This window comes from uncultured Cetobacterium sp. (genome assembly GCF_947072685.1).
Classification (GTDB): domain Bacteria; phylum Fusobacteriota; class Fusobacteriia; order Fusobacteriales; family Fusobacteriaceae; genus Cetobacterium_A.
Genome location: NZ_CAMTIK010000007.1, coordinates 1 through 24130 on the forward strand (window position 1 = coordinate 1; position 24130 = coordinate 24130).

At 29.9% G+C, this 24130-nt stretch carries 14 protein-coding genes; all 14 read right to left on the reverse strand.

Going from position 1 to position 24130, the window contains the following annotated elements:
- Positions 1-3943: discoidin domain-containing protein (locus Q0V67_RS03620; protein ID WP_297597150.1), on the reverse strand; the 3943-nt coding region annotated here is incomplete at its 3' end.
- Between the two features lie 2 nt (positions 3944-3945).
- A complete protein-coding gene (locus tag Q0V67_RS03625; protein WP_297597152.1) occupies positions 3946-5709 on the reverse strand; it encodes a discoidin domain-containing protein in 1764 nt (587 codons plus the stop codon).
- A gap of 255 nt (positions 5710-5964) precedes the next feature.
- Positions 5965-7404, reverse strand: coding sequence for a Na+/H+ antiporter NhaC (gene nhaC / locus Q0V67_RS03630; RefSeq protein WP_297597154.1), 1440 nt, complete (start codon positions 7402-7404; stop codon positions 5965-5967).
- A gap of 18 nt (positions 7405-7422) precedes the next feature.
- Positions 7423-8856, reverse strand: a complete 1434-nt coding sequence (locus Q0V67_RS03635) for an SLC13 family permease (RefSeq protein ID WP_297597156.1) — start codon at positions 8854-8856, stop codon at positions 7423-7425.
- A 12-nt stretch (positions 8857-8868) separates the two neighbouring features.
- Entirely contained in the window at positions 8869-10671 is a 1803-nt protein-coding gene (locus Q0V67_RS03640) for an aryl-sulfate sulfotransferase (RefSeq protein WP_297597158.1), read from the reverse strand.
- A gap of 29 nt (positions 10672-10700) precedes the next feature.
- Positions 10701-11843, reverse strand: coding sequence for an FAD-dependent oxidoreductase (locus Q0V67_RS03645; protein WP_297597159.1), 1143 nt, complete (start codon positions 11841-11843; stop codon positions 10701-10703).
- Between the two features lie 15 nt (positions 11844-11858).
- Positions 11859-13289: an SLC13 family permease gene (locus tag Q0V67_RS03650; RefSeq protein WP_297597161.1), complete on the reverse strand. Its 1431-nt coding sequence runs from the start codon at positions 13287-13289 to the stop codon at positions 11859-11861.
- Positions 13290-13347: 58 nt separating this feature from the next.
- Positions 13348-15135, reverse strand: a complete 1788-nt coding sequence (locus Q0V67_RS03655; protein WP_297597163.1) for an aryl-sulfate sulfotransferase — start codon at positions 15133-15135, stop codon at positions 13348-13350.
- Between the two features lie 363 nt (positions 15136-15498).
- Positions 15499-15864, reverse strand: coding sequence for a hypothetical protein (locus Q0V67_RS03660; RefSeq protein WP_297597165.1), 366 nt, complete (start codon positions 15862-15864; stop codon positions 15499-15501).
- A 91-nt stretch (positions 15865-15955) separates the two neighbouring features.
- A complete protein-coding gene (locus Q0V67_RS03665) occupies positions 15956-17449 on the reverse strand; it encodes an ABC transporter substrate-binding protein (RefSeq protein WP_297597167.1) in 1494 nt (497 codons plus the stop codon).
- 11 nt (positions 17450-17460) lie between these two features.
- A complete protein-coding gene (murI, locus tag Q0V67_RS03670) occupies positions 17461-18234 on the reverse strand; it encodes a glutamate racemase (RefSeq protein WP_297597169.1) in 774 nt (257 codons plus the stop codon).
- A 23-nt stretch (positions 18235-18257) separates the two neighbouring features.
- Entirely contained in the window at positions 18258-21245 is a 2988-nt protein-coding gene (locus tag Q0V67_RS03675; RefSeq protein ID WP_297597171.1) for an SMC family ATPase, read from the reverse strand.
- Positions 21232-22407: an exonuclease subunit SbcD gene (gene sbcD / locus Q0V67_RS03680; RefSeq protein ID WP_297597172.1), complete on the reverse strand. Its 1176-nt coding sequence runs from the start codon at positions 22405-22407 to the stop codon at positions 21232-21234. Before sbcD ends, Q0V67_RS03675 begins: the two co-directional genes overlap by 14 nt.
- A 129-nt stretch (positions 22408-22536) precedes the next feature.
- Positions 22537-23994 carry an N-acetylglucosamine-specific PTS transporter subunit IIBC gene (nagE, locus tag Q0V67_RS03685; RefSeq protein WP_297597174.1) on the reverse strand — a complete coding sequence of 486 codons (1458 nt, stop codon included), beginning with the start codon at positions 23992-23994 and terminating at the stop codon, positions 22537-22539.
- Positions 23995-24130: the final 136 nt, after the last annotated feature.

The following is a 24130-nucleotide window of genomic DNA, read 5'->3' on the forward strand; positions in this document are numbered from 1 at the left end:
TGTATCCACCACCAGTTCCAACACCAGCATGAGGATTGTTGGTACGTAGCCCTTGCCACATAATTCTTTTATATGGAATTGGTTCATCAAAAGCTTTATTAGCTCCAACTAAGCTGTATAAAAAGTCTATGAATTCTTCTCTTAATTCAAAAGTATTTAAAAAATCCTCTTGCTTTATATTTCTTCTAAGCCATTCAACATCAACAGATACTACTGTATTTACCCCTTCTATATAAGCTAAATTAGAGTTGTGATGTTCATCCACTTCACTTTCTATTTTATCTTTAGTATATAAATCTTTAAATGAATCATATCCATATCTATAAGTTAGTCCATTGTTTAACTCACTTAAAGTGTACATTTTGATCTCTTCAGATCTATCCCCAAGAAGGAATAACTGCCCTTGATAGTTTCCAGGATTTATTACATTTATACCTTTTTTTAAATTCATATTGTAATTTGATGATGGTTTTCCTTGGAAAGTTAATAATGCACCTTGAACAGATTTATTTAAAACAAAAATATAATCTTGGTTTGGTTTTAAATAATGAGGTGTTAAAAATATTCCACCAGTATGATTTGCTTTTACTCTATTAAAATAGTGAGCTGAATTTTGTTCGATAGATTTTAGGCTAAGTGTATCAAAAGGTACCTTTCCATTATTGTTTAGAAAAAGTTTAGCCAATTCTAGCGCCACTATAAGTTCTTTATCTTCAGTTACATATTTTTCAATATCTTCAATATCTTTTATTCCTATTCCATCTTGTAATTTTGTAAAATCATCGTTGAATAGATTTTTAACTTTATTGTAAATCGGGTTATATATTTTAAACCATACTTCATATAATGAAACAGAGTTACTGCTCGATTCTAAAGTTCTAAGCATAACCTCTTTTGCTAGAACAGGAGGGATTTCTAATATTTTTATATTCTTATTAGCAGAATTTGCGATTGAGAAGTTTGTTGCAAAAATCCATTCCTCTCCATCCAACTCTTTATAGTAGATTTCCCCGCTTTTTATATTTCCATTTCCAGAATTACAAACATACCTAAATTGATCTACAACTTTTGGACTTTCAAATATAAACTCAATATCTCCAATACTTGTTCCATAAAAATTAGTGTCTAAATTGCCATCTAGAGCATTTTCGATAGGCTTATGAGCTCCACATCTAGATATACCCTTGATTGTATTTTGAGGTATTTCAGTGAATGTATCGTCAGTTATATAGTACTTGTTTTGATTGCATGGAACTATGTCTATAAAGTGTGGTTTCCACTGTTCCTTTTCTTCTAGATATACTTTCACCTTGAAATTTTGAGTGTATATTGGGTTAAATGTAATATCTAAAACTCTTTCTTCAACACTGTATTTTAAATTCCTTGTAGTTCTTTCTATTCCCAAGCTATCGATGTATAAAATTGTTACTCCATATAAGCTATTTATATTGTTTTTTAATTGTAATTTAACATGATTTATAACGTTTAGATCACTACTTAAAAAAGCGGTGTCTTGTTGAGCAACAGTTTCTCTAAATAGATTTTTAGCCAACTCGATTTTGTCTTTATAATCTTGAGTTATAGAAACTCTTTTCTCAAGCTCTACTATATTTTCAAATGTTATACCAGTTTTTAAAGAGGTATAAGTTTTATCTGTAAAGATGGCATCGATATCATCTTCTAAGAAGTTTTGAATATATACGGAGATCTCTTCTTTTTTGATTCTTCTATTAGGAGTTCTAATAATCATATTAGACATAAATATTGGATTCATTTTAACAATTTTTTTATTATTTTCACTATATAAATATTTTTCTTGTGTTAAGGTATTTTCATAGTATATAGCGAAATCATCTTCAAATGTTGTAGTTAATCTAGAGATTAATTTTTGTTCTGAAAATTTTATCATATTATAAATAACACCATTTGTTGAATAATAGTCAATTGACATACTGTCTTTGTTATAACTTGTATCCACATCAGTATTAAAAGTATAGTTTTCTATATTTTCTTTAATAACTTCAACACCATAAATTTCAGTAGTTCCATAGATTAAAAGTTCAAAATTATTTGAATAAATCTCAGCGAATTTAAATATATTTTTATTATTTTCTAAATTGGTGATTGAAATATTTTTTACTCTAAACTCTTTTCCTTGAGCATCATGATATCTGATATCAGCTCTTAAAATCTCATCCATACTTACAAAATTCACACCTGTAATAACAGAGTAACTGTCTAAATTTATGCTTTTAAATATATTTGGTTCGATACTTTCAATATATAAATTTTCGATTTCATTATAAATAGAGATATACTCTTCAGTTCCGTTTAAAAGAGTTTTTAGGTATTTTAAATAGTCTAAATCTATACCATTAACTAAAGCTGTTTTATTCTCATCTGTAAAACAATTCATCAAAGTATCGTAAAGACGATTGTATTTAAAAAATTCTGTTTCATATATTAAAACATGATCATCATTCCCTTTTGTAACTCTTACACACAATTCTTTAGCTAGGATTGGTTTGAAGTGAACATTTCTCCAATTCCCTGCCATTCCATCCATTAAGCATTGAGCTACTTCCATCCACTCATCTGTTGATGTTTCCTTATAAAATAAAGTATAGTTTTGAATTCTTCCCAAAGAGTTTGGTCTTGTCAATACATGAACTCTATCTATTACCTTTTCTTTTGTAAAAGAAAAATAAACGTCCCCATAACCTATTGAAGTGAATGGATTACTGTGAAATTGAGTAGAAGGATCTCCGTCCACAGCTCTTTGAGCTATTAAATGAGCATAGTTTCCGCACCCAGATGTAGCTGTGATTATTGATTTGTCTACTCTAGTATCTGTATCAATTTCACAGTAATAATCCTCTATGATTGGCTCGCCTACAACAGTAATATCTTCTTGATTATTTCCAAAAAGTTTAAATGATATATCCTTTGCAAAGAAGGGTGTAAATGTTACTTTGTCTCCATTGATTGAAAGAGGCGTTTTTTTAAAGATATTTCCATAGTAATCTTCATATTCTATTTCTATATATCCGTGAGACATATTTTTACTTAGAGAAAACTCTCTCCACATTTGGAACGTATCATTTCTATATATCATCGTTTTCCCTTCCTCTTGTCCAGCTAATAGTTTTTTTGCTAAATTTAATTTTGCGATATATTCTTCTGTTACATATACCTTAGAATCGATATTTTTAATGGTATTATATGTAACGCTTTCCTTAACTGCTGTAAAAGTATTATCTACAAAAAGAGAGTTAATCTCATAAGAGAGATAATTAAAAATATAGATATTGGTATTTTCAAAGAACGCTACATCTAATGGGTTTACACTTCTTAAATACAATCTTTTTACCATTACTGGTAAGAAAGTATAAGTTCCACTATCTCCGTCCATCTCAGCATTTATTTTTACAAACTCTTGATTATCTCCAGAAGAATAGAATAATTCAAATTCACCATTTGATAAAAATTCAATTCTGTCAATTATTCTCGATTCATGAAGACCAAAATAGATATCTTTATTTTCATTTTCTTTACTAATTTTGATTTCATTAATTTTTATTCTTGTATCTACATCTTCATTTTTATAGTATTTTTTACCATCCACAATAACTGGAGTTGCATTTATTATTGAAGCTTCTTCACCGTCGATTAAAATTTTTATCTCTTCCGTCAGGGCAGGATCTAGCTCCCATTTTTGGATATTTCCTTCAGTGATTACTTCTTTAGCATTTAAACGAACAACATTTCCTAAAAAATCTTTAAATTCGATATGCAATGCTTTTGGGAAAATATAATTTTGACTTTCTAGAATCAAATTTTTTATTACAGAGTAATTGCTTAGTTTTAGGTTGAATACATTTGAACTTGGAGCATTTCCATTTCTAACAAAATTTAATTCAGGTACAAATTCTTTTAAATCCATATCTATATTCTTCCCTCCAATTCAATTTTTTTCAAGTAACTTTGATTGAATAGTTCAATCTCTCTTCTTGAAAATTCTTTATAGTTTTCAGATGTTATCTCATCTATATTTAAAAATAAATTTGGATAGATACTACACTTATCCAAAATATCTTGAGATATCTCATAATCCATTTGAGAGAATAATGAACCGATATTTCTAAATAATAACTCACTCATCCAAAGAGCTAACATATCCATTGGTTTTTCGTTTGGTTGAAATTCGTGAGTATAATATTTTCTGAATAGTCTAGTCATAAATCTATCAGAATTTGAGTACATTAAAAGTTTTATAAAAGTATCTTTTTTTATGTCCTCTGTTAAAATTAAATTTTTATTATATTTTAATTCAAAAGTTTTAGAAAACCCTATTTTTAAGATATCTGCTAACTCATTTGGGAAAAATTTATCCGAAACCATCTCTTCAGATGTTAGTGTAAATAATGTAGAGTTAGCTAAATTATGAATTCCTTTTTGGAAAAACAAACTTGCATCTCCACCAAAAGTAAGATAGCTCCCTATTTCGGAAGAGTTTGCGTTGCTACCAACTTCAGAAGTTCCTTGCCATAATAATCTCTTCACTCTATTTTTTTCATAAAATAAAGACATATCTAACAGATTGTATAGATAGTCAAAGTATGTATCCAATGTGAGTATAGAATCTAAAAATCGATGCTCATCAAAATTAGTTGTGATCCATTCTTTTTTCATATTTGCGATAAAGTTTTTTCCTTCCACAAATATATGGCTTCTATCTCCTTGTGCACTTAAAAATTGTGAGAATTTACTTTCTCCCATTTTAAAGATGCTTGTTTCACTTGCTCCATAAGTTTTGAAAATAATTTCTCCTTGGTTATTTCCAAGAGAAAATAGTTCTCCAGAATTTGGAATATATATTGTATTTAGACCGTTTTTTATTTTTAAAGTCTTACTGTATGTGGGTTGGTCTTTATGCTCTAAAAGTAATACTTCACAATCTTTATTAGATATTAAAAGTATATTTTGATTTCCTTGAACAAATAAATTTAAAGAGTTTAGCTCTTCAGTTTCTTTTATTTTTAGAGTTTCACAAAATTCTTTTACATTTACTGATGTTTTTTTGATAAAACTATCTTTAGTTTCATTTATATCATGTTTTGATAAAAAATTATATTTTATAACCTCTATTATTTTTTGAGCTTCTTTATTTTCTGATAGTTCAGTAGCAATTTCATTAATTAATACAAGATCTAAATAATTTGGAAGATATAGCTTATCGTCAATTTGTTCAATTAAAGTCTGCATATCCATATCAAATTTTAAATTTTGATGTACTTTAGCTTCATTTATTGTTACAAAACCACCATTACTTGCGTGGACACGTATACAGATTTCTTTAGCAAAAACTGGTTGAAACTGTGCTGTTCTCCATCCAATATTTTTTTCTGCATCAGTTATTCCATGAACAGATACCCAATCAGATGTAGATATGTTATTTCGATATAAAATTTCATATCTTTGAACAAGTCCCCAGCCTTTATTGTTGCTTGTATAAAACTCAACCCCCTCAATTGCTTTATGAGAAGAAAAAGTAAAATAGATATCGGCATAAGAACCAGCACCGTATTTTCCACTTGAAGCATAAATAGTTTCTAAATTTCCATCTAAAATATTTGTGATTTCATTATTTTCCTGATGAGATAATGTTGCGGATACTTTTGTAAATTCATTCGGTATTTTATTATTCACATCAAACTCCTTTTTAAAATTTTTTAAACATGTTTGAATTAATTTTACATAAACCTCTGTATTAAGTCAACTTTTAATTTTAATTTTAAATATATTTTTGCACACTATGCCTTATTTGAATGGGATAATGTATGAAAAAAAGATTTGATATGAAGTTGAATATTGAGAATAAATTTTAAATAATTTGAATTAAACTTACAAAAATAAAAAAAGCTAATAATAATTTTAGTTATTATCAGCTTGAGTAATTGAAAATCAATTGTTATCAGATACAATTTCTTCCATTTCTTTATCTTCTAAAATTGTAGATATATTTGTACCATTATCTTCAATGGTTATTCCAAAAATTCCATAAAATATTGAGATTATTGGACAAATTAAATTAAAAAAACAAAATGGTGCGTACATATATGTCGGAACACCGAAAGTGGTTGCTACAAAAGCACCACAAACAGTCCATGGAACTAAAGGTGATGTGATTGTTCCACCATCTTCCAAAGCCCTAGATAAATTTTTAGGTGCTAAATTAAAATCTTCATAATTTTTTCGGAACATTCTTCCGGTTATAACGATGGACATATATTGTCCTCCAGCACATAAATTTGTCAAAAAAGGTGTAATTACTGAAGCTACAACGAGTTTATTTTTTGTATTGGCTATTTTAGAAATTTCAAATGCTAATTTTTCTAACATTCCAGATTTTTCCATTATTCCTGCAAATGTAAGTGCTGAAATAATCAAAGATATTGTCATTAGCATTGAAGACATTCCGCCACGAGTTAAGAGATTATCTATTGTTTTAATTCCAGTATTACTATTGTATCCAAATTGAAATACTCTCATAACATCAATCAAAGATCTATTTTGTACAAGAATTGAAGCTCCACCACCCAATAGCGCTCCTAAAAATAAACCAGGAAGAGCAGGAACTTTCTTTATGACTAATCCTATTGTTAATATTGGTATTAAAATTAACCAAGGTGTTATATTAAAATTTTCATTTAGAGTATTTAGCATTGAATTAATACCAATATCATTAACTGTTATTGCTGAGTATTTATTTCCTAAAATAACAAAACCTATTAAAGTAAATAAATACGCCGGAACAGTAGTGTAGAGCATATGTTTTATATGATCAAATAGTTTTGCTCCAGCCATGAGAGGAGCTAGGTTGGTAGTATCTGATAGCGGAGACATCTTATCACCAAAATATGCCCCTGATAGAACTGCACCAACTATCACTTCTTTAGGCATACCTAAACCCTCTCCCATACCCATCAATGCAATTCCTATCGTGGACATGGTTGTCCATGAACTTCCTGTTGAAATTGATATTAGAGAGCAACTGATTAATGCCACAGGCAAAAATATATTTGGGGTTATCATTTTTAACCCATAATATATCATTGTCGGGACAACTCCAGATAGTATCCACGTTCCTATTGACATTCCTATAACGAGTAGTATCAAGATTGGGATAATAACTATTTTAAGAGTTTCAGAAATTCCAATCTCCAAATCTTTCCAATTGCATTTCAATAAAACTTTACTGACTAAAGCTGCAAACATTGCCGATGCAAAAACTGGAAAATGTACGGGTAATTTTGCAATAATAACTGCGTAAAATATTACTATAAGTAAAAATCCTATCGGCAATAAAGCAATAGATAAAGGAATTTCATTTTTACTTTTCATAAATTCTCCTATTATAATTTAATTTGATATTATTCCCAAAATATTCCACCAAGGATAGGCGATTCCTAATAAAACAATCAACCCAAATCCCATTCTAACAATAAGAATTTGTACTAATGTTTTCAACGAAACATATCCAGAAGTATAAACTAATAATAGTCCTGCAAATTCGTAAGGCAATAGATATTGATCCAGTGAAATTTGAAAAATGTATGTCATTATGTAGGGATTTATGTTGTTTTCGATACCAAGTTGTATCAAAGGTATTGTAAAGGATGACATAGCTGCTAATGGAGTCAGTAAAAAGTTTAATAAAATTCCAGATATATAAGATACCGTTATGATTGAAAAGATTGATCCTGAAAAAAATGGTTGAAGAAGATTTTTGATTATATTTATAGCTTGTGTTTCTGATGCTACAGATCCGATACTCATAGCACCCACAATAAATAAAAGCGAAAATAAGTTTATTTTTTTCAAACTGTCATTATTTAATAAATCTATCTTAGGTATAAAAAATAAAGATGATAAAACGATTAGAATCCAAGCTGAATTTATTTTGTGGATGCTTTCGGTAGACATCAACAATAGCGCGAATCCCATCATCAAGAACGCTTTTTTTTCTTGATTTTTAATTTTTCCTAAATCTAAATATTTCTCTTGTAAAAGTTCTATTTTTTCTTTTGTTAGAGGTTTTGTATTTTTTGAGAATAAAATTAAAATCCCTAGAGATCCAAACGTATAAAAAAGAACATAAGGCAAGTTATGTATTAAATACTGTGTCCAAGTTAAAACACTTCCTGTAACTTGTTGTGCATAGTTTAAACCTATTATAATCCCAGAGTCTCCGGTAGCAAAACCTAATCTGAATGTAGATATAACAAAAAAACCAGCCATTATGATAAGTGTAGCTTCTAAACTTTTTGGTTTATATCCTAGGGTTTCAATTAGTCCTATTGTAATAATATTAAAAATTATAATTTTGGCTATTACAGATGGAATAAATGGTGTAATTATTATTCCTGCTAATGTTATCCCAAGTAAAATTGTTGAAAATGTTTTCCCAAATTTGGCAATACTCCAAATTCCTATTCTTCTGGCAACTCCAGTTTCATTTAGCATGGTAGAAATTAACATTGCAGCTAAAACTAACCATGGGATTGTTGATGTCCAGGCTTTAAATGCTACAGCAGGAGATGAAACTTTGAATATGACGTATAAAGTTGGGAGTAGTAGCCCTGTTATCGCATCTGGTATTAGTGAAAAGCACCAGAGTAAAATTGCAAAGATAGTTATAACGAAAAATATCGATGTTTTATAGTCTAGGCTGTATTTCTGCGTCAGTATCCAAACTATAGTTAGTGTGATAAAAGTTCCAATCCATTTGTAAAAATCATCTTTTATTGTGTAGAAAGAGCCTTTTAAGGCTCTTTCACTCTCCATCTCTCTCATTTTTAATCCCCCTTAAAGGTTTCTTTCTATAAATTCTTCAACTTCGTCGATTGGGTTAAATCCGGAGAGTCTATCAACAACTTCATTATCTCTTACCAAAAGCAATACTGGAATTGATTTTAAATTATTTTTTGCCATGAAATCTTTATTTTTATCGGCATCTAAATGGAATGCTATCAGATCAGATTCCTCTTTGTAAATTGGAATCAGTTCTTCTAATATAGGTTGAAGAGCAAGACAATTTTTACATCTTTCGGCCCCTACAAATATAATTCCAAGATTGTCAATTTTAGATAGCTCATTCTCAATACTATTTTCATCTATATGTGCAAACAGAGAAGAGTTTATTTTAAATAGCTTTGGTTTTTCCTCCGTTTCATCTCCAGCCGCAACACAAGCGTTTAAAGCGTTCGATTTTTCCCATGCAGAAACACCTTCAACCTTTACTCTTGTAGCTCCACCTAAAGGTTTTGAACCAGGAACTCTAAAAGTTGAAACATCTATTTTATCAATTTTAGTTTCGATAGGTTTATCAAGTTGTGGAACCCACTCATAAGGAACTCTATAGGCTCTATAAACCATATTCATATTCATTATCTCTTTATCCCAATATGGATTGATATATTCCCAAACAATTTCATAACTTGAAGTAACTTCTAGGAGTCTACCATTTGATCCTTCTGTGATTAGAGTGTTTCCGTTTGCTAATCTTTGGGCACCACTGATGAATGGACTATAAAATTTTGAAGCATCTAATGGCATTACAAATCCAGCTTCTTTAGGTGTATATTGCCACACTATCTCTAGTGTAACTGGGTCTATTTCTAATATTCTTGAATAGTCTCTTCTGGCGTTTTTCTCTCCATATTTTGATTCTGGATTTGGAGAACCGTACCCAGCCCAACCACCGTTGTCGAATACTAAAACATTTCCCTCTCCAGGAAGCCCTCTAGGAATCATATGCGCGTGATGTTGACCTATGATGCATCCTAAGTGTTTTAATTCAGGAGTATTGTAATATGGACCGATTTGCCATGTGATTTTACCAGTTGCTTTGCTGATGATAGCTATTATATTAGTCTCTCTTCCATCCCAAATTATATTGTCTGGATGGAATCTTTCGTCTCCTGCATCATACCATCTATTTGGACCTAAAATTGACATGGAGTTAATGTGCATCCAATCTCCAATTTTTTCAGGTTCAACATTTCTTAAATTAGGATTTCTAAACAATACATTTTTAGCTTCTTCTGAAAATCCAAACTCATCAAAGTGTTCGTTACAAACCCATTCCCATATAATTTTTCCATTTTCATCAACTTCATAGATCACATCATCTAATAACAATTTATCTGAAATTTTTAAATTTCTGACAGTTTTGTGTCCTAATATCATGGTCTTTCCACCGATTACCTTTGGTTCCATTCCAGGGACATAATATCCTACTGGATTTCCTTCTCTTTGATAATCATGGTGTTGTCTTGCCATCCATCGAGGCTCCATTCCTTCATCGTGGATATGTTCGTATCTGTCAAATCTCCAAACTTCATTTCCATCCCAATCTAATTGAACAACATCCTCATAATCTTGCATTCCAAATTTTGAACTTCGTTCTTTTTTACTACCTAAAACATATCCACCAGGAAACATTTTTGCAGGAAATCCTTTTAAATTTTCCCAAAGTCTTATTTCTCCTCCGTTCATATCGATTAACATAACTCCTTGTCCTTTTAAAGGAAAAAGTGTATAACCGCTCCATGCTTTTTCTGGATTATAAATTGTAGCTCCTGTTGGATAAATTGTTGGGTGACCCATTTTGTAACCTCCTATTTTATTGTATGCTTTTATTTATTGATTATTAACTCAGGGCAAGTGATATTTTCTTTGTCAAAAAATTTAGCTAAATGTTTATTTTTTCTGATATCAACATAGATAAAATCATCAATAGAGTTATTTTTTAACTCACTTTCTTTTTCGGAAAGATATTTTAATCCATCACTATCTAAAGAATTCCAAAATCCAATAGCTACTTTCTTATCTTTAATTCTGTTTGTATAAATATTCATTTCTTCTAAGTATCTTTCGGCAGAAACGGCAGCAATAGCTCCATCTGCAGCAGCAGTTATAACCTGTTTTAAATATTTTTCTCTCACATCTCCCGCCACAAAAACTCCAGAGATTGATGAGTTTAATAGGGAATCACACTCTATATGACCTATATTATCAAGTTTTAAACTTGTGTCTTCTAAAAACTCTGTATTTGGAATCATTCCTACGAAGAAGAAAACACCTTTACAAGATAAATCTGTAATTTCTCCAGTTTTTAGATTTTTTATTTGTACTTTTTCAACAGATTCTTCACCTATAATTTCATTTAACGTTGAATTCCAAATAAATTCTAATTTTGTATTTTTAAAGGCCTCTTCGGCACTTAGTCTATTACAATCTAAAATACCCTCGTCATGCAGCACAATAATTTTTACTTTCGAAGCGTATTTAGAGATGAACATTCCCTCTTCAATAGCTTGATCCCCACTTCCGATTACCACCACTTCTTGATTCGAAAAAAATTCAGCATCACATGTAGCGCAATAAGCGACCCCTCTTCCTTTAAAATCTATTTCTCCAGGGATTCCTAAAACTCTAGGCCTAGTTCCAGTCGCAAATATAATACTTCTAGCTTTATATTCTTTTCTTCTACTTTTTAAAATTTTGATTTCACCTTCGAGTTCTACAGTTCTAATACTATCCCTTACAATTACTGCCCCTAAATTTTCAGCATGCTTAGACATAACTTCTCCAAGTCTTTCTCCTGAAGTCTTAGGTATTCCAGGATAATTGACTATTTCTGTAGTTTTTGATGCCATTCCTCCAATAGTCCCTTTTTCTAAAATTAAAGTTTTCATTTTGGCTCTAGCACCATATACACCTGCAGCAAGTCCAGCTGGTCCAGCTCCAACAATTATTAAATCGTAGATATTTTCCATTTTCTCCTCCAATATTTAAAGTAATCCAAGCATCCCCCAATAAGGAACACAAATAACTAGTAAAAAAATTATACTTAATATCATTTTTAATAAATATATTTTTACAAACTCTTTTAAACTCATAACACCATAACTAAACATCATTAAAGGTAAGACATATTCGTAAGGGAAAATGATTTGTTCCAATCCTATGGCGTATGAATTTATAATCACAGTTGGAGAAATTCCATTTTCAATAGCTGCTTCAATTAGCGGCTGTGTAAGTGCACTGGCAGCAGCCAAAGGAGTCAATAAAAAGTTAACAATAACTCCGATTAACCAGCTTATTGAAACAATTTCAAAACTATTTCCGTTTAAGTAAGTTGTTAAAATTTTACCTATGAATGCTCCTGCTCCTGTAGCCATTGAAACAGCTCCTATTGTCATTGCACCAGTCATCAATATAATCATTGACATATTTATACTTTTTAAATCTGTTTCTTTGGCTACATCTATACCTGGTAAATAGAAACAAAAAGCGCCAATCGCAAATACCCAACCTGCAGATATATTGTGTATACTGCTAGTACATAATATAGTGACCATAATTACTAAAACAAAGATTACTTTTTTTTCATTTGTATTTATTCTCCCCAATTTCAAGTACTCTTTTTCAAAATATTCTTTTGTTTTGAAGTGATTTTCTTTTTTAAAAATATTAGCATTTCCTTTATAAAAAAATAAAATAGCAGCTATGTAAACTGCAGATAAGAAAAATGTCATAATTCCCATTTCTTTCATATATTCTATCCATGTTAAGTTGACATTGAGAGTTCTTGCTATAGAGTAAGAAATTAAATTTACTCCATCCACAATTGTCCAAGGTGTTAATGCCATAAATGAGCTACTAGCCATTATAGCGATGGCTTCCTTAGAATTTTTTTTTAAATTTAAAGCGGTTATAATTCCATAAGCGAGAGGTAAAAATAAAGTTGTTCTCGCAGCAGTACTCGGTATTATTATACACAATATTAAACCAACAATTAGAAATCCTAAAAGAATGCCTTTGTATGTTCCACCAGATATTTTTATTGCTGTAATTGCCATTCTATTCATTAGGCCTGTTCTTTCAAAAACACTTGATATGATCATTCCACCGATAAATAACCATGGCATCTCAGTTGTCCATGGAGAAAATGCTTGAGTAGGGGTAGCTAATCCTAAACTGATATAAACTATCGGTAAAACTAGTGCAGGAGCAGCTAAAGGCATAAGTTCGAAAGCCCAAATCATTATAACTAAAATTGTAATCATAAAGAATGTTCTGATACTATATGTGTAACTTTCGTTTATCTGTATTAACATAGGAGTAAACATTATCATCAGTGAAATAACCCATTTTATAAATTTCTTTTTATCAAATTTACTTTCCTCTAATATATTGTCTAGCTTTGCAATATTTTCCATAATATCCTCCTATTTAAGAAGGTTACCCTTTTTTGAGGTAACCTTCTTAAAATTAATATTACTGCTCTAAGAACTCTTCTACCTCGTCAATTGAATGTGATCCTATCAATCTTCCCTTTAACTCCCCATTTTTATATAATAGTAAAGTTGGAATAGATTTTATTTTATTGTTTTCTAAGTATATCTTTTCTTTATCAGCATCAAGGTGATATTGTTCAAATTGCCCCTCGAAATCAGGTAAAATCTCTTCGAGTATAGGTTGTAAAGCCCTACAGTTTTTACATCGCTCAGCTCCAACAAAAACAAGAATATTTTTATTTTCACTAATAATGCTATCTAATTTTGTAGATGTAATCCCTGGGAATAGTTGTTCGTTTATATCAAATAATTTAGGCTTTTCTTGTACTTCATCCCCGGCTGCAACACAAGCACTCAAAGCATCAGCCATAACATATGGAAGAGTACCCTCTACTTTTATCCTGCTAGAAACACCGCTAGGAGCTGCCCCAGGAACTCTAAATGTTGAAACATCTATTTTTTCTATAGGTATTTCGATAGGCTTTTCGATTTGAGGAACCCAGTCATATGGAGCTCTGTATGATCTATAAATCATATTCATGTTCATGATTTCTTTGTCCCATCTTGGATTTATATATTCCCAAACAATTTCAAAGTCAGATGTCACTTCAATCAATCTACCATTAGATCCTTCTGTGATTAAAGTGTTACCGTTTGGTAATCTTTGAGCGCCACTAATGAATGGGCTGTAAAATCTTGAAGCATCTAGTGGCATCACAAATCCAGCTTCTAATGGAGTATATTTCCAAACAATTTCTAATGTAAGTGGATCTATTTCTAGAACTCTAGAAAAATCTCTTCTTGCATTTTTTTCTCCAAATTTCGAAACAGGATTTGGAGCACCATATCCTGCCCATCCGCCGTTATCAAAAACAAGTATATTTCCTTCACCAGGAAGTCCTCTTGGAATCATATGCGCATGATGCTGCCCAATAATACATCCTAAATGTTTGAGCTCTTTTGTATTATAATCGGGACCTATTTTCCATACAATTTCTCCTGTTTTTTTACTTATTATTGCAATGATATTTGTTTCTCTTGCATCCCAGATTATATTATCTGGATGAAATCTTTCATCTCCTGCATCATAAAATCTATTTGGCCCCAATACAGACATTGAGTTAATATGCATCCAATCTCCTACTTTTTCAGGGTGAGTAGCTCTTAAATTAGGGTCTCTAAATAGGACGTTTTTAGCTTCTTCTGAAAAACCTAGTTCATCAAAATGTTCATTACATGACCATTCCCAGATAACTTTGTTATTTTCATCCACCTCATAGATCACATCATCGTGTAATAGTTTATCTGAAATTTTATGGTTTCTAATATTTTTATGCCCTAATATTAACGTTTTTCCACCACCTATTTTAGGCTCCATTCCAGGAACAAAATATCCAACTGGATTTCCTTCTCTTTGGTAATCATGATGTTGTCTTGCCATCCATCTAGGATTTTCGCCCTCATCTTCAACATGTTCATATTCATCAAATTTCCAAACAAGATTTCCATCCCAATCTAATTCAACTAAATCAATTTGATCTTGCATTCCAAATTTAGGATTTCGTTCCCCTCTACTACCTAAAATATGCCCATTAGGAAAAAGTTTATTTGGAAATCCTTGTAAACCTTCCCATAAACGAATTTCCCGACCATTCATATCAATTAACATTGCACCTAAACCAATTAAATTAAATACTGTGTAACCATTCCATGCTTTTTCTGGATTATAAATTGTAGCTCCTGTTGGATAAATCGTAGGATGACCCATTGTTAAACCTCCAAATTATATTTTATTTTTAGTTACTCTGAAAAATTTCCAATTTTTAATTTTTAAAATGTATGTTTTCAAACCTTTTTGGTTATAAATATATTTAAAAGTTTAATTATATTTCATAGTTTTGTCAAATTATTCTTGAGGTCAATTTTATGCTTTTTTTTGGTTTAAATATATTCATTTTAGACAGATAATGACAAAACTTTAATAATAATGAGCATATTCAAAATACAAATATATTAATATACTTGTATTTTTAGATTATTTTTTAATCTTAAATCTCATTTTTTATTATTCTGATATATAAAAAAATGGAGATGTTTTGCTTAATTTAGCATAACTTTCTCCATTTCTTAGTTAGAAAAGAACATTACAAGTTCTAAGATCTATATTTGAATGTATTAGTATATTTCTTTTTGTACAAGGGCACCCGTGAATAGCTTCACAAATTTTTTCAAAGTTACTATTTCTAACAATATAAGATTCTACACAAATATCTAAAGTTTTTCTCATATCTCTCAAATTACACGGGTATATGAGAACAATTTCACCTTTATTAACATTTAATCCTTCTAAAACCTCAAGAGTAACATTGTTAATACTATTAAATTTATGAAGTATATTATTTTTAGTATCCAGAATAAATCCCTCTCCTATATTAAAAAGATTCTCTTTTATAATATCTTTGTAAGAATTTGTAAGTTTTTCATAAGCTATAATCATGGTATCAACCCCTTTATTCATTTTATTACTATAGTTATTACAACATGAAAACTATAAAGTCAAATGTTTTCCTTCAATTTGAATCATGATTTTAATAAATAGTTCCTAATGAATAGTCATGGATAGGAATAGGATACATCTCAAATCCTTTTACTTCACTGCTTATACCCCCATTTAAATCCCTGTAAAAAAGCATAACTTCTCCGTGGTTTTGTACGATTATCTCTTGTATTTCCATGTAAATCTGATTTCTTTCATTTTGATTTAAAGTGTTTCGTGCTTTGTCGAGTAGTGAATCTACTCTCTCATTTTTAAAAAAAGTTCTATTTCCAGACGACCCAAAAGATGTTGAATGATGAGTTGGATACAGGGCGTAGTCTGAATCTCCAGTAATACTTCCCCAAGAGCCTATAAACATATCAAACTCTCCTTGATTTGTTTTTAGCCAATATATATTATTATCTAAAACACTTATATTAACAGATATGCCAATCTCTTTTAAATACCCTGTAATTAATTCAGCTATCTGAATATCCATACTATTATTCATTGTGGCAAGAGTAAGATTTATTTTACGATTATTCATCAATCTATTAGCCTTATCTTTATTATAAATTTCATTTTTTAAATTTTTATTATACCCCTTAACTCCATCAGCAACTGGAGAGTTGGCAATTTTTCCTTGCCCATTTAAAACAACCTCCAGTATCATAGTTTTATCAACAGCAAGATCGATAGCTTTTCTAATATCAATATCATTAAAAATAGTTTTATTTAAGTTTAATCCCATATAAGTATAAGAAAAAGATGGTTTTGAAATATATTTAAGTCTTGTGTTTTTATCAATAATCTTCTTGTCTTGTACGGGTAGAGAAAATGCTAAATCAGCTTCCCCTGTCTCTAGGCTAAAAGTTCTATTTGTCGCTAAAGGGATTGTTTTTATATTTATAATTTCATAGCTAGGTTTATTTTCAAAGTAGTTTTCAAATCTTTCTAAAACAACGCTTTCTCCAGGAATCCATTCTTTTAAAATATATTTACCGCTTCCCATTGGTTTAGTTATTAAAATTTCAGGATTTCCTTCCAAATACTTCTTACTGACAATGCTTAGTGCAGGGTGAGTAAGCTGATCAATTATAGGCGAAAATGGATTTGACAAAATCATAGTGAAGTTTTTCTCATCTTTTATGATAATATCTTGTACCGGTGGAAGAAATGCAGAAATTCTAGGAGAATTCTTCATCCGTTCAAAAGAAAATTTAACATCATCTGATGTCAATTTATCTCCATTTTGAAAATAGATATCATCTTTTAATGTGAAATCAATATTTTTATTATCAATAAATTTATAAGTTTTCACTATGCCAAGAGTAGTATTCATGTTAGAATCTTTCTCAAATAATCTGGAGTATATTAGACGGTTTATTCGAAGAGAAAAACCATCATTTCCAAAATGTGGGTCAAATGTTCTGGGGTCAGATTCTTGAACTACATTAAAGGTTTTATTTTTAATCGCAAGATCTTTACTGAATATGGTATTGCTAATCATAAAAATAAAAAATATGATTAGTTTTAGAGTGTACATAGTCTCATCTCCTATAAAATAATTTTTCTAATATCTTTGATAGGTTGCTCTAAAAATTCTTCAGCTACTTTTTTAAATTTTAACAAATCTCCACTTACGAAAAAAGTTTTACTGACATTGATATTTTTTTCACCCTCTCCAATCAATTTTTTCAAAGATTTTGAGGTTTCATTTGCAGGATTAACGATATTTCCTAAAAAATGTCTTGATATATACTGACTTATAAGAGGGTAATGTGTACATCCTAAAATAAGAGTATCAATATTTTCAGGAAAACTATCGATATAGCTTTTGATTAAATTGTTACTTTCTATCGAATCGACCCATCCATTTTCTATCAATTTTACAAGTTGTGGACATTCAACTTGAAAAACACTGCTCATTGGAGCAGCATTTAAAATTGTGTCATTATAAATGTTCATTCTAACAGTTGCGGGCGTAGCTATAATTCCGATAGAATTATTTTTTGTGATATTGAGAGCTTCTTTAACCCCGTTATTCACAACTCCAACGACGGGGAGGGTATATCTTGTTTGCATTATATCTATTGCAGCACCAGTTGCAGTATTACAAGCAATTACAAGAGCATCTACTTTTTTATTAAAAACTAAAAAGTCGGAAACTTTTAAACAGAGCTCTCTAATCTCATCTATATTTTTATCTCCATAGGGAGCATATAAGCTATCTCCAAAATATATAATATTATCGTTTGGAAACTCGCACAAAATCTCTTTTAAAACTGAAATTCCACCGACTCCGGAATCAAATACTCCAATTGTTCTCATTAAAACCTCTCATTCTATAGTATTTATATTAGTGTTATTGTACTTCCTTTTTCTCCAGGGATAGCTGAAGAAATCTCCAGTCTTCTTGGGATTCTAATTTTTAAGTCCTCGACATGACTAATTATTCCGATTTTCATTTTTTCTTTCCATTTAATCTCCTCAAGAATTTCAATGACTCTATCCAAAAGAGTACTATCTAAAGTTCCAAAACCTTCGTCTAAGAAGAAAAATTCAAGCTGTATTTTTCCTTTAAGTTGAAGTTGGCTAGATAGTGCCAGAGCTAAAACCAAAGAGACAACAAATGTTTCACCGCCTGAAAGAGTTGAGCACTCTCTCGTAAAGTTACTATTAAACGCATCAACTATGTTGAAGTCACAATTATTGTCAATTGTTATTGTGTACCTACCTCTCGTAATCTGTTGTAATCTTTTAGAAGCTTGATACACGATATAGTTCAGCTTTTTTCTAGCTAAGAATTTCACAAATTTCTTACCTTCTAATTTTTTTTGAAGCATCAATATATCGTCTTGTTCTTTAGTAAGGACATCAATTTTATTTAAAAGTTCTTTTGCTTCATTAACTAAATTGTTTAATCGTTCTAAATTAGTTTTGATAGTGGTTATCTGCTCATTTAAAACCTTTTCATCATTTTTAATTTTAGAATAATCCTCTTGAAGTTTTTCCCAATTTTCATTAGAGAAAATTCTTCCATCTAACTTTAATAGAGTTTCATCCATTAAACTTTTAAATCGAATCTCTTCATTGTAATGAGTTTCAATATTTTTTTTCAACTTAAGAACCAAGACGTCATTTAATATAAAAGTAAGAATTGAAGTTACTGATTCAAAATTTTTAGCCTTAATCTCATCGTTTAAAGAGTTTTCGTCAGAATTTAATTTTATAGTTACAAGTTTTATATTTTCTTCTAATTTACCTGTGGTTAAGGTATTCTCCTGTAGTTTTTTCAGATTTTCAAATAGCTGATCTTTAATTTTTTTAAGACCTTCATCTATAGTTGTTTTTGTACTGATTAAGCTTCTACTTTCGTTATCCATTTGTTCTAAAATATCTTTTCTATTTTCCATATAATCTAATGACTTATTTTCTAAATGAAGAGCATCTATTTTTTCTTGTTCGACAAGAATTTGTTTTTTAATATCCAATATTTTATTATTTGTTTTTAAAATATTTTCTGAAATTTTGTCGTTGTCACTTTGAATATAGCTAATACTAGTCTTACATGTTAAGATAGTTTCCTCTAATTTTTTTTCCTCAATAGATACTCTATTAAATGAATCCTTTAAACTATTGATTTCTTCAATTTGCTCTAACAGAATATTTTTTAAAGTTTCAATATCTTTCAAGTTTTGTATAGATTTTAAATCATCTTTTATATGAAGTATCTTCGTTTGAGTAGTTATCAAGTTTCTTTCAAGATTTGCTTTATCTTCTCTTAAAGTTTTTAATTTATTTGAGTCAATGTCACTTTGATTCGTTGCAATATATGGATGGTGTGTGGATCCACAAACAGGACATGAATTTCCATCAGCTAAGTGTTTTGCTAGTTCGGCTGCAAGATTATTCCTGCTAAGAGTTTCAAGATTTTCAAGCTCAAGATTTAGAGTATTTAAATTATTTTTAACACATTCTTCAGTAGTGTTTAAATCTTCTAATTGTTGATTAGAACTATTAATTCTATCTATATCGCTTTTTAAACTAGCAATTTCTTCCATTTTCATTTCAATTTGATTACTATCAATTTTTTCTAGTTGCTCTTTTAATTTTTGATTTTTTAAAAGAGTCTCTTTTTGATTTTTTAAAGATTCATTGTTCTTATTTAATTGAAGATTAAACTCATCTAGAAAGGCACTAGAATCATTTAATTGATTCTCCCTATAGTGAAGAGCACTTAAAAGTTGAATCCCTATTCTTAATGAATCTAACTCGCTATAATCTATTTTAAGTGCATTTAGTTCGTTTGATATTTTGCTCAGAGAGTAAATCTTTTCCTTCTCATCTTCCTTTAAAGAGTTATTTTGAATATCAAGTTCAGCTTGAATCTCTTTATTCTTTACAAGTTCAACATTTTTATTTTTTAAATCATACTTTGTTTGGTTTATATTCTCTATTCTTTCTTTAAAAAGCAAGGCATTTTCATGTTTTTGAATATCAGATACATATTTTTTAATAGTGGATTCATTCAATTTTAAATTATTTAAATTTAAATTATACTTTTCAATATCTTGAGTTAGTTCTTTTACAGTTTTAGTTTCTTCATACAATGATTCAAGAGATTCTCTTCTTTTTTTGATAGAATCTAAATTTAATATTTTTTCAGTATAGTCATTTTCTAAATTGTTTATAACCTCTACTGAGATATCTCCTTTCCCCTGAATTTGATTTTGTAGAGAAGAAATCTTATCTTTTAAGGTATTATTTTTAATTTTTATCTTTTCAGAAATTTGAGTTCCATACTTTTCTAGGTCAAAGATATTTTCCAACATAGTCATTTTTTCAGCACCTTTTAATTTTAAAAAATCGCTAAACTTACCTTGTGGTAAAACAACTGATCTTGTAAAATCACTAACTCCTATTCCAAAATATTCTTCAATTTTACTTTCCACATTTTTTACTGTGTCCGCAATGACATCGCCATTTAAAATTAAAATTGGGTTTGACTGTTCAAATTTTTCTTCCCCTTTTCGAGTGAATTTTTTTTTATAAACTCTAGTTATTTCAAATATATCATTTCCAAGAGCAAATTTAAGATATACCTCTAAAATATCACTATCTTGATTTAAACAAGGTCTTATATTTTTCCCTTGTCGCCCCATAGTTCTTGGAATTTCGTCAAAAATAGCTAAAATGATAGCATCCAGTATTGTAGATTTACCACTCCCAGTTTTTCCAAAGATTCCAAATAATCCTAAAGATGTCAGTTCATCAAAGTTTATAGTTTGTTTTTTAGAAAAGCTTTGTAATCCAGTTATCTCAAGTTTAATTGGTCTCAACTTCCTCCCCCTCCTCAATAAGCTCTAAAAAAAGTTTCGTTATATTGCTATTTGGCTCTAATCCATCACTTTCTTCTTTAAAAAACTCAATAAAAGCTTCCTCTAAATTTTGTTCATTAGAATACGAAATTTCATTTGCAATCTCTTTTGTTTTTATTATTGGAATTATTTCTAAAATGTTTTTATTATTTTTAATTTTTCTAATTTCTGAATTTGTTAAAGGTGTTTCTAAAGCTATATTTAAGTAAATCCATTCATTTATACCTAAAAGTTCTTCTGATTTTTCAATGGCCTCTTTAGCACCAATAACAGTATACTCTTTAATCGGTTTATAGTTATCTAAAAAAATATCTTTAACAATAGTCTTATTTTCTAAGATATCAACAACATAAACTTTTTTATCAAATTTATTTTCAGTAACTCTATATTCTAATGGAGACCCGCAATAATATGCATTTTTTCTTTTAAAACTCATGGGTTTATGGACATGCCCCAGCGCTATATAATTAACATCTGGCAAATCATCTATGGCAATTGCTCTGGAACCCCCTAACTCTAATGCAACATCTCCTTCCCCCATAGATCCCGCAACGTATATATGAGTCATTATAACTGTAGGTATATTCTCTTTGTTTTGCTGTGCACCAAATTCTAGGATCTCTTTTATTCTTGCATTAAATTTAATATCATTGAATGTTTCATTAAGTGTTGCTTCACTAGGAAATGGTAAACTATATAAATATAATTTTTTATTGTTTTTCTCGATAAAAAGTCCACCTTGATTAGAGCTATATATATTAAAACAACCGTATTTACCAATAGGAATCTCCTGAAATGCTCGTTCATATATAATTACACCATAATCTTTAGCTAAGGTAAAAATAGATGTTAAACGTTGAGGATTATCATGATTTCCTGGAATGATAACTATTCCCACCTCTCCATTTTTAGACAATTTCTTTATACTATCGAAAAACAGTTTCTCGGCTTCTGCTGATGGATTATAGGTATCATAAATATCCCCAGCTAAAAGGATTAGATCAATTTTTTCTTGATCCACAATTACTTCAAGTGCATCTATAAATTTTTTTTGTTCATTAAGTCTGGATTGCCCCTCCAATTTTTTTCCAAGGTGCCAATCAGAAGTATGAAGTATTTTCATAAATATCTCCTTTATTCAAATCATATTATAATACTATTACAGTTTACCATTGAAAGTTTAAAAATTCAAATTTAAGCTGAGAATTAAAAAATGGAGTTAAGATTATTCTTAACTCCATCTATAATATTGTTACTTATTAGTTAATCTTTTTAATGCATTTGCTACAAATTCAACCTGTGTTCCTATGATGACCTGAACAGATGTTTTTCCAGGCTTTAACACACCACTAGTTATTTTTTTAATTTGAGCATCCTGAACAAGAGAGTTATCTTTTACTTCAAGTCTTAATCTTGTGATACAGTTATCAATTGATACAATGTTGTCCACTCCACCTAATAGAGGGATTAAAGCAGCAGCCAATTCATCATTTGAAGTTATTTTAACCTTAGAAGACGAATCTGTCGAATCGGCATCTTCCTCCTCTCTTCCAGGTGTTTTTAAATTAAACTTATTTATAACAAATACAAATATAAAATAGTATAAGAAGAAGAATACTAATCCTTGAACAATCAACATATACCACTGTGTAGCTAAAGGATTTCTTGAAGATAGAAGCATATCTATCAATCCAGCAGAGAATCCAAATCCAGCAATCCAATGCATACTAGCAGCTATAAATACAGATATTCCTGTCAGTATAGCATGAACTAGGTATAATCCAGGAGCAACGAACATAAACGCGAACTCTAAAGGTTCAGTAACTCCAGTTAAAAATGTAGCAAATCCAGCAGCAATCATGATAGATTTTATTTTATCTTTATTTTCTGGTTTAGCTGTTTTAACAAAAGCAGCAGCCGCTCCTAAAAGACCAAACATCATGATTGGGAAAAATCCTGCTTGATACATTCCTGTCACTCCAGGAATACCTGTTCCATTAGCTATAGATTGAGCTCCACCTAAGAATTTAGGTATATCATTTATTCCTGCTACATCAAACCAGAATACAGAGTTTAGAGCATGGTGTAATCCCACAGGAATTAGCAGTCTATTTAAGAATCCATATATTCCAGCACCAACGGCACCAAGACCACTTATAGACTCTCCAAATGTCACTAAACCATTATAAATACCTGGCCAAATATACATTAAAATAAATGCAACTATTATCATAACAAATGATGTAATAATTGGTACTAATCTTTTTCCGCTGAAAAAAGACATAGCTTTAGGAAGTTCAACATCGCTAAATTTATTGTATAGAGCAGAAGAGATTACTCCTACTAATATTCCAATAAATTGATTGTTTATTTTACTAAAACCAACTGGAACATTATCAATTTTCATAATTTGTCCTACAGCTCCAGGCGATAGTAAGTTCGTAAGAACTAAAAATCCAACAAGACCTGTCAATGCAGCAGCTCCATTTTTATCCTTAGACATTCCAAATGCAACACCTACTGCAAACAATATAGGCATTTGATCTATTATTGCAGCTCCTGATTTAATAAAAAATGCAGCGACAGCACTGTTTCCACCCCAAGCAACTGGATCTATAAAATATCCTAATCCTAAAAGGATAGCTGCAGCAGGTAATACTGCAACAGGAACCATTAGAGCTTTACCAATTTTTTGTAAATAACTAAACATATGTAATCCCTCCTAATTTTTTTTTGAAATAATATTTCTAATTAATTTTATAACAAAAGAATTATTATGTCAACTACATTTTATATTTATACAGAACATTTCAACTATAATATATACATAAAAAATAATATTTCAT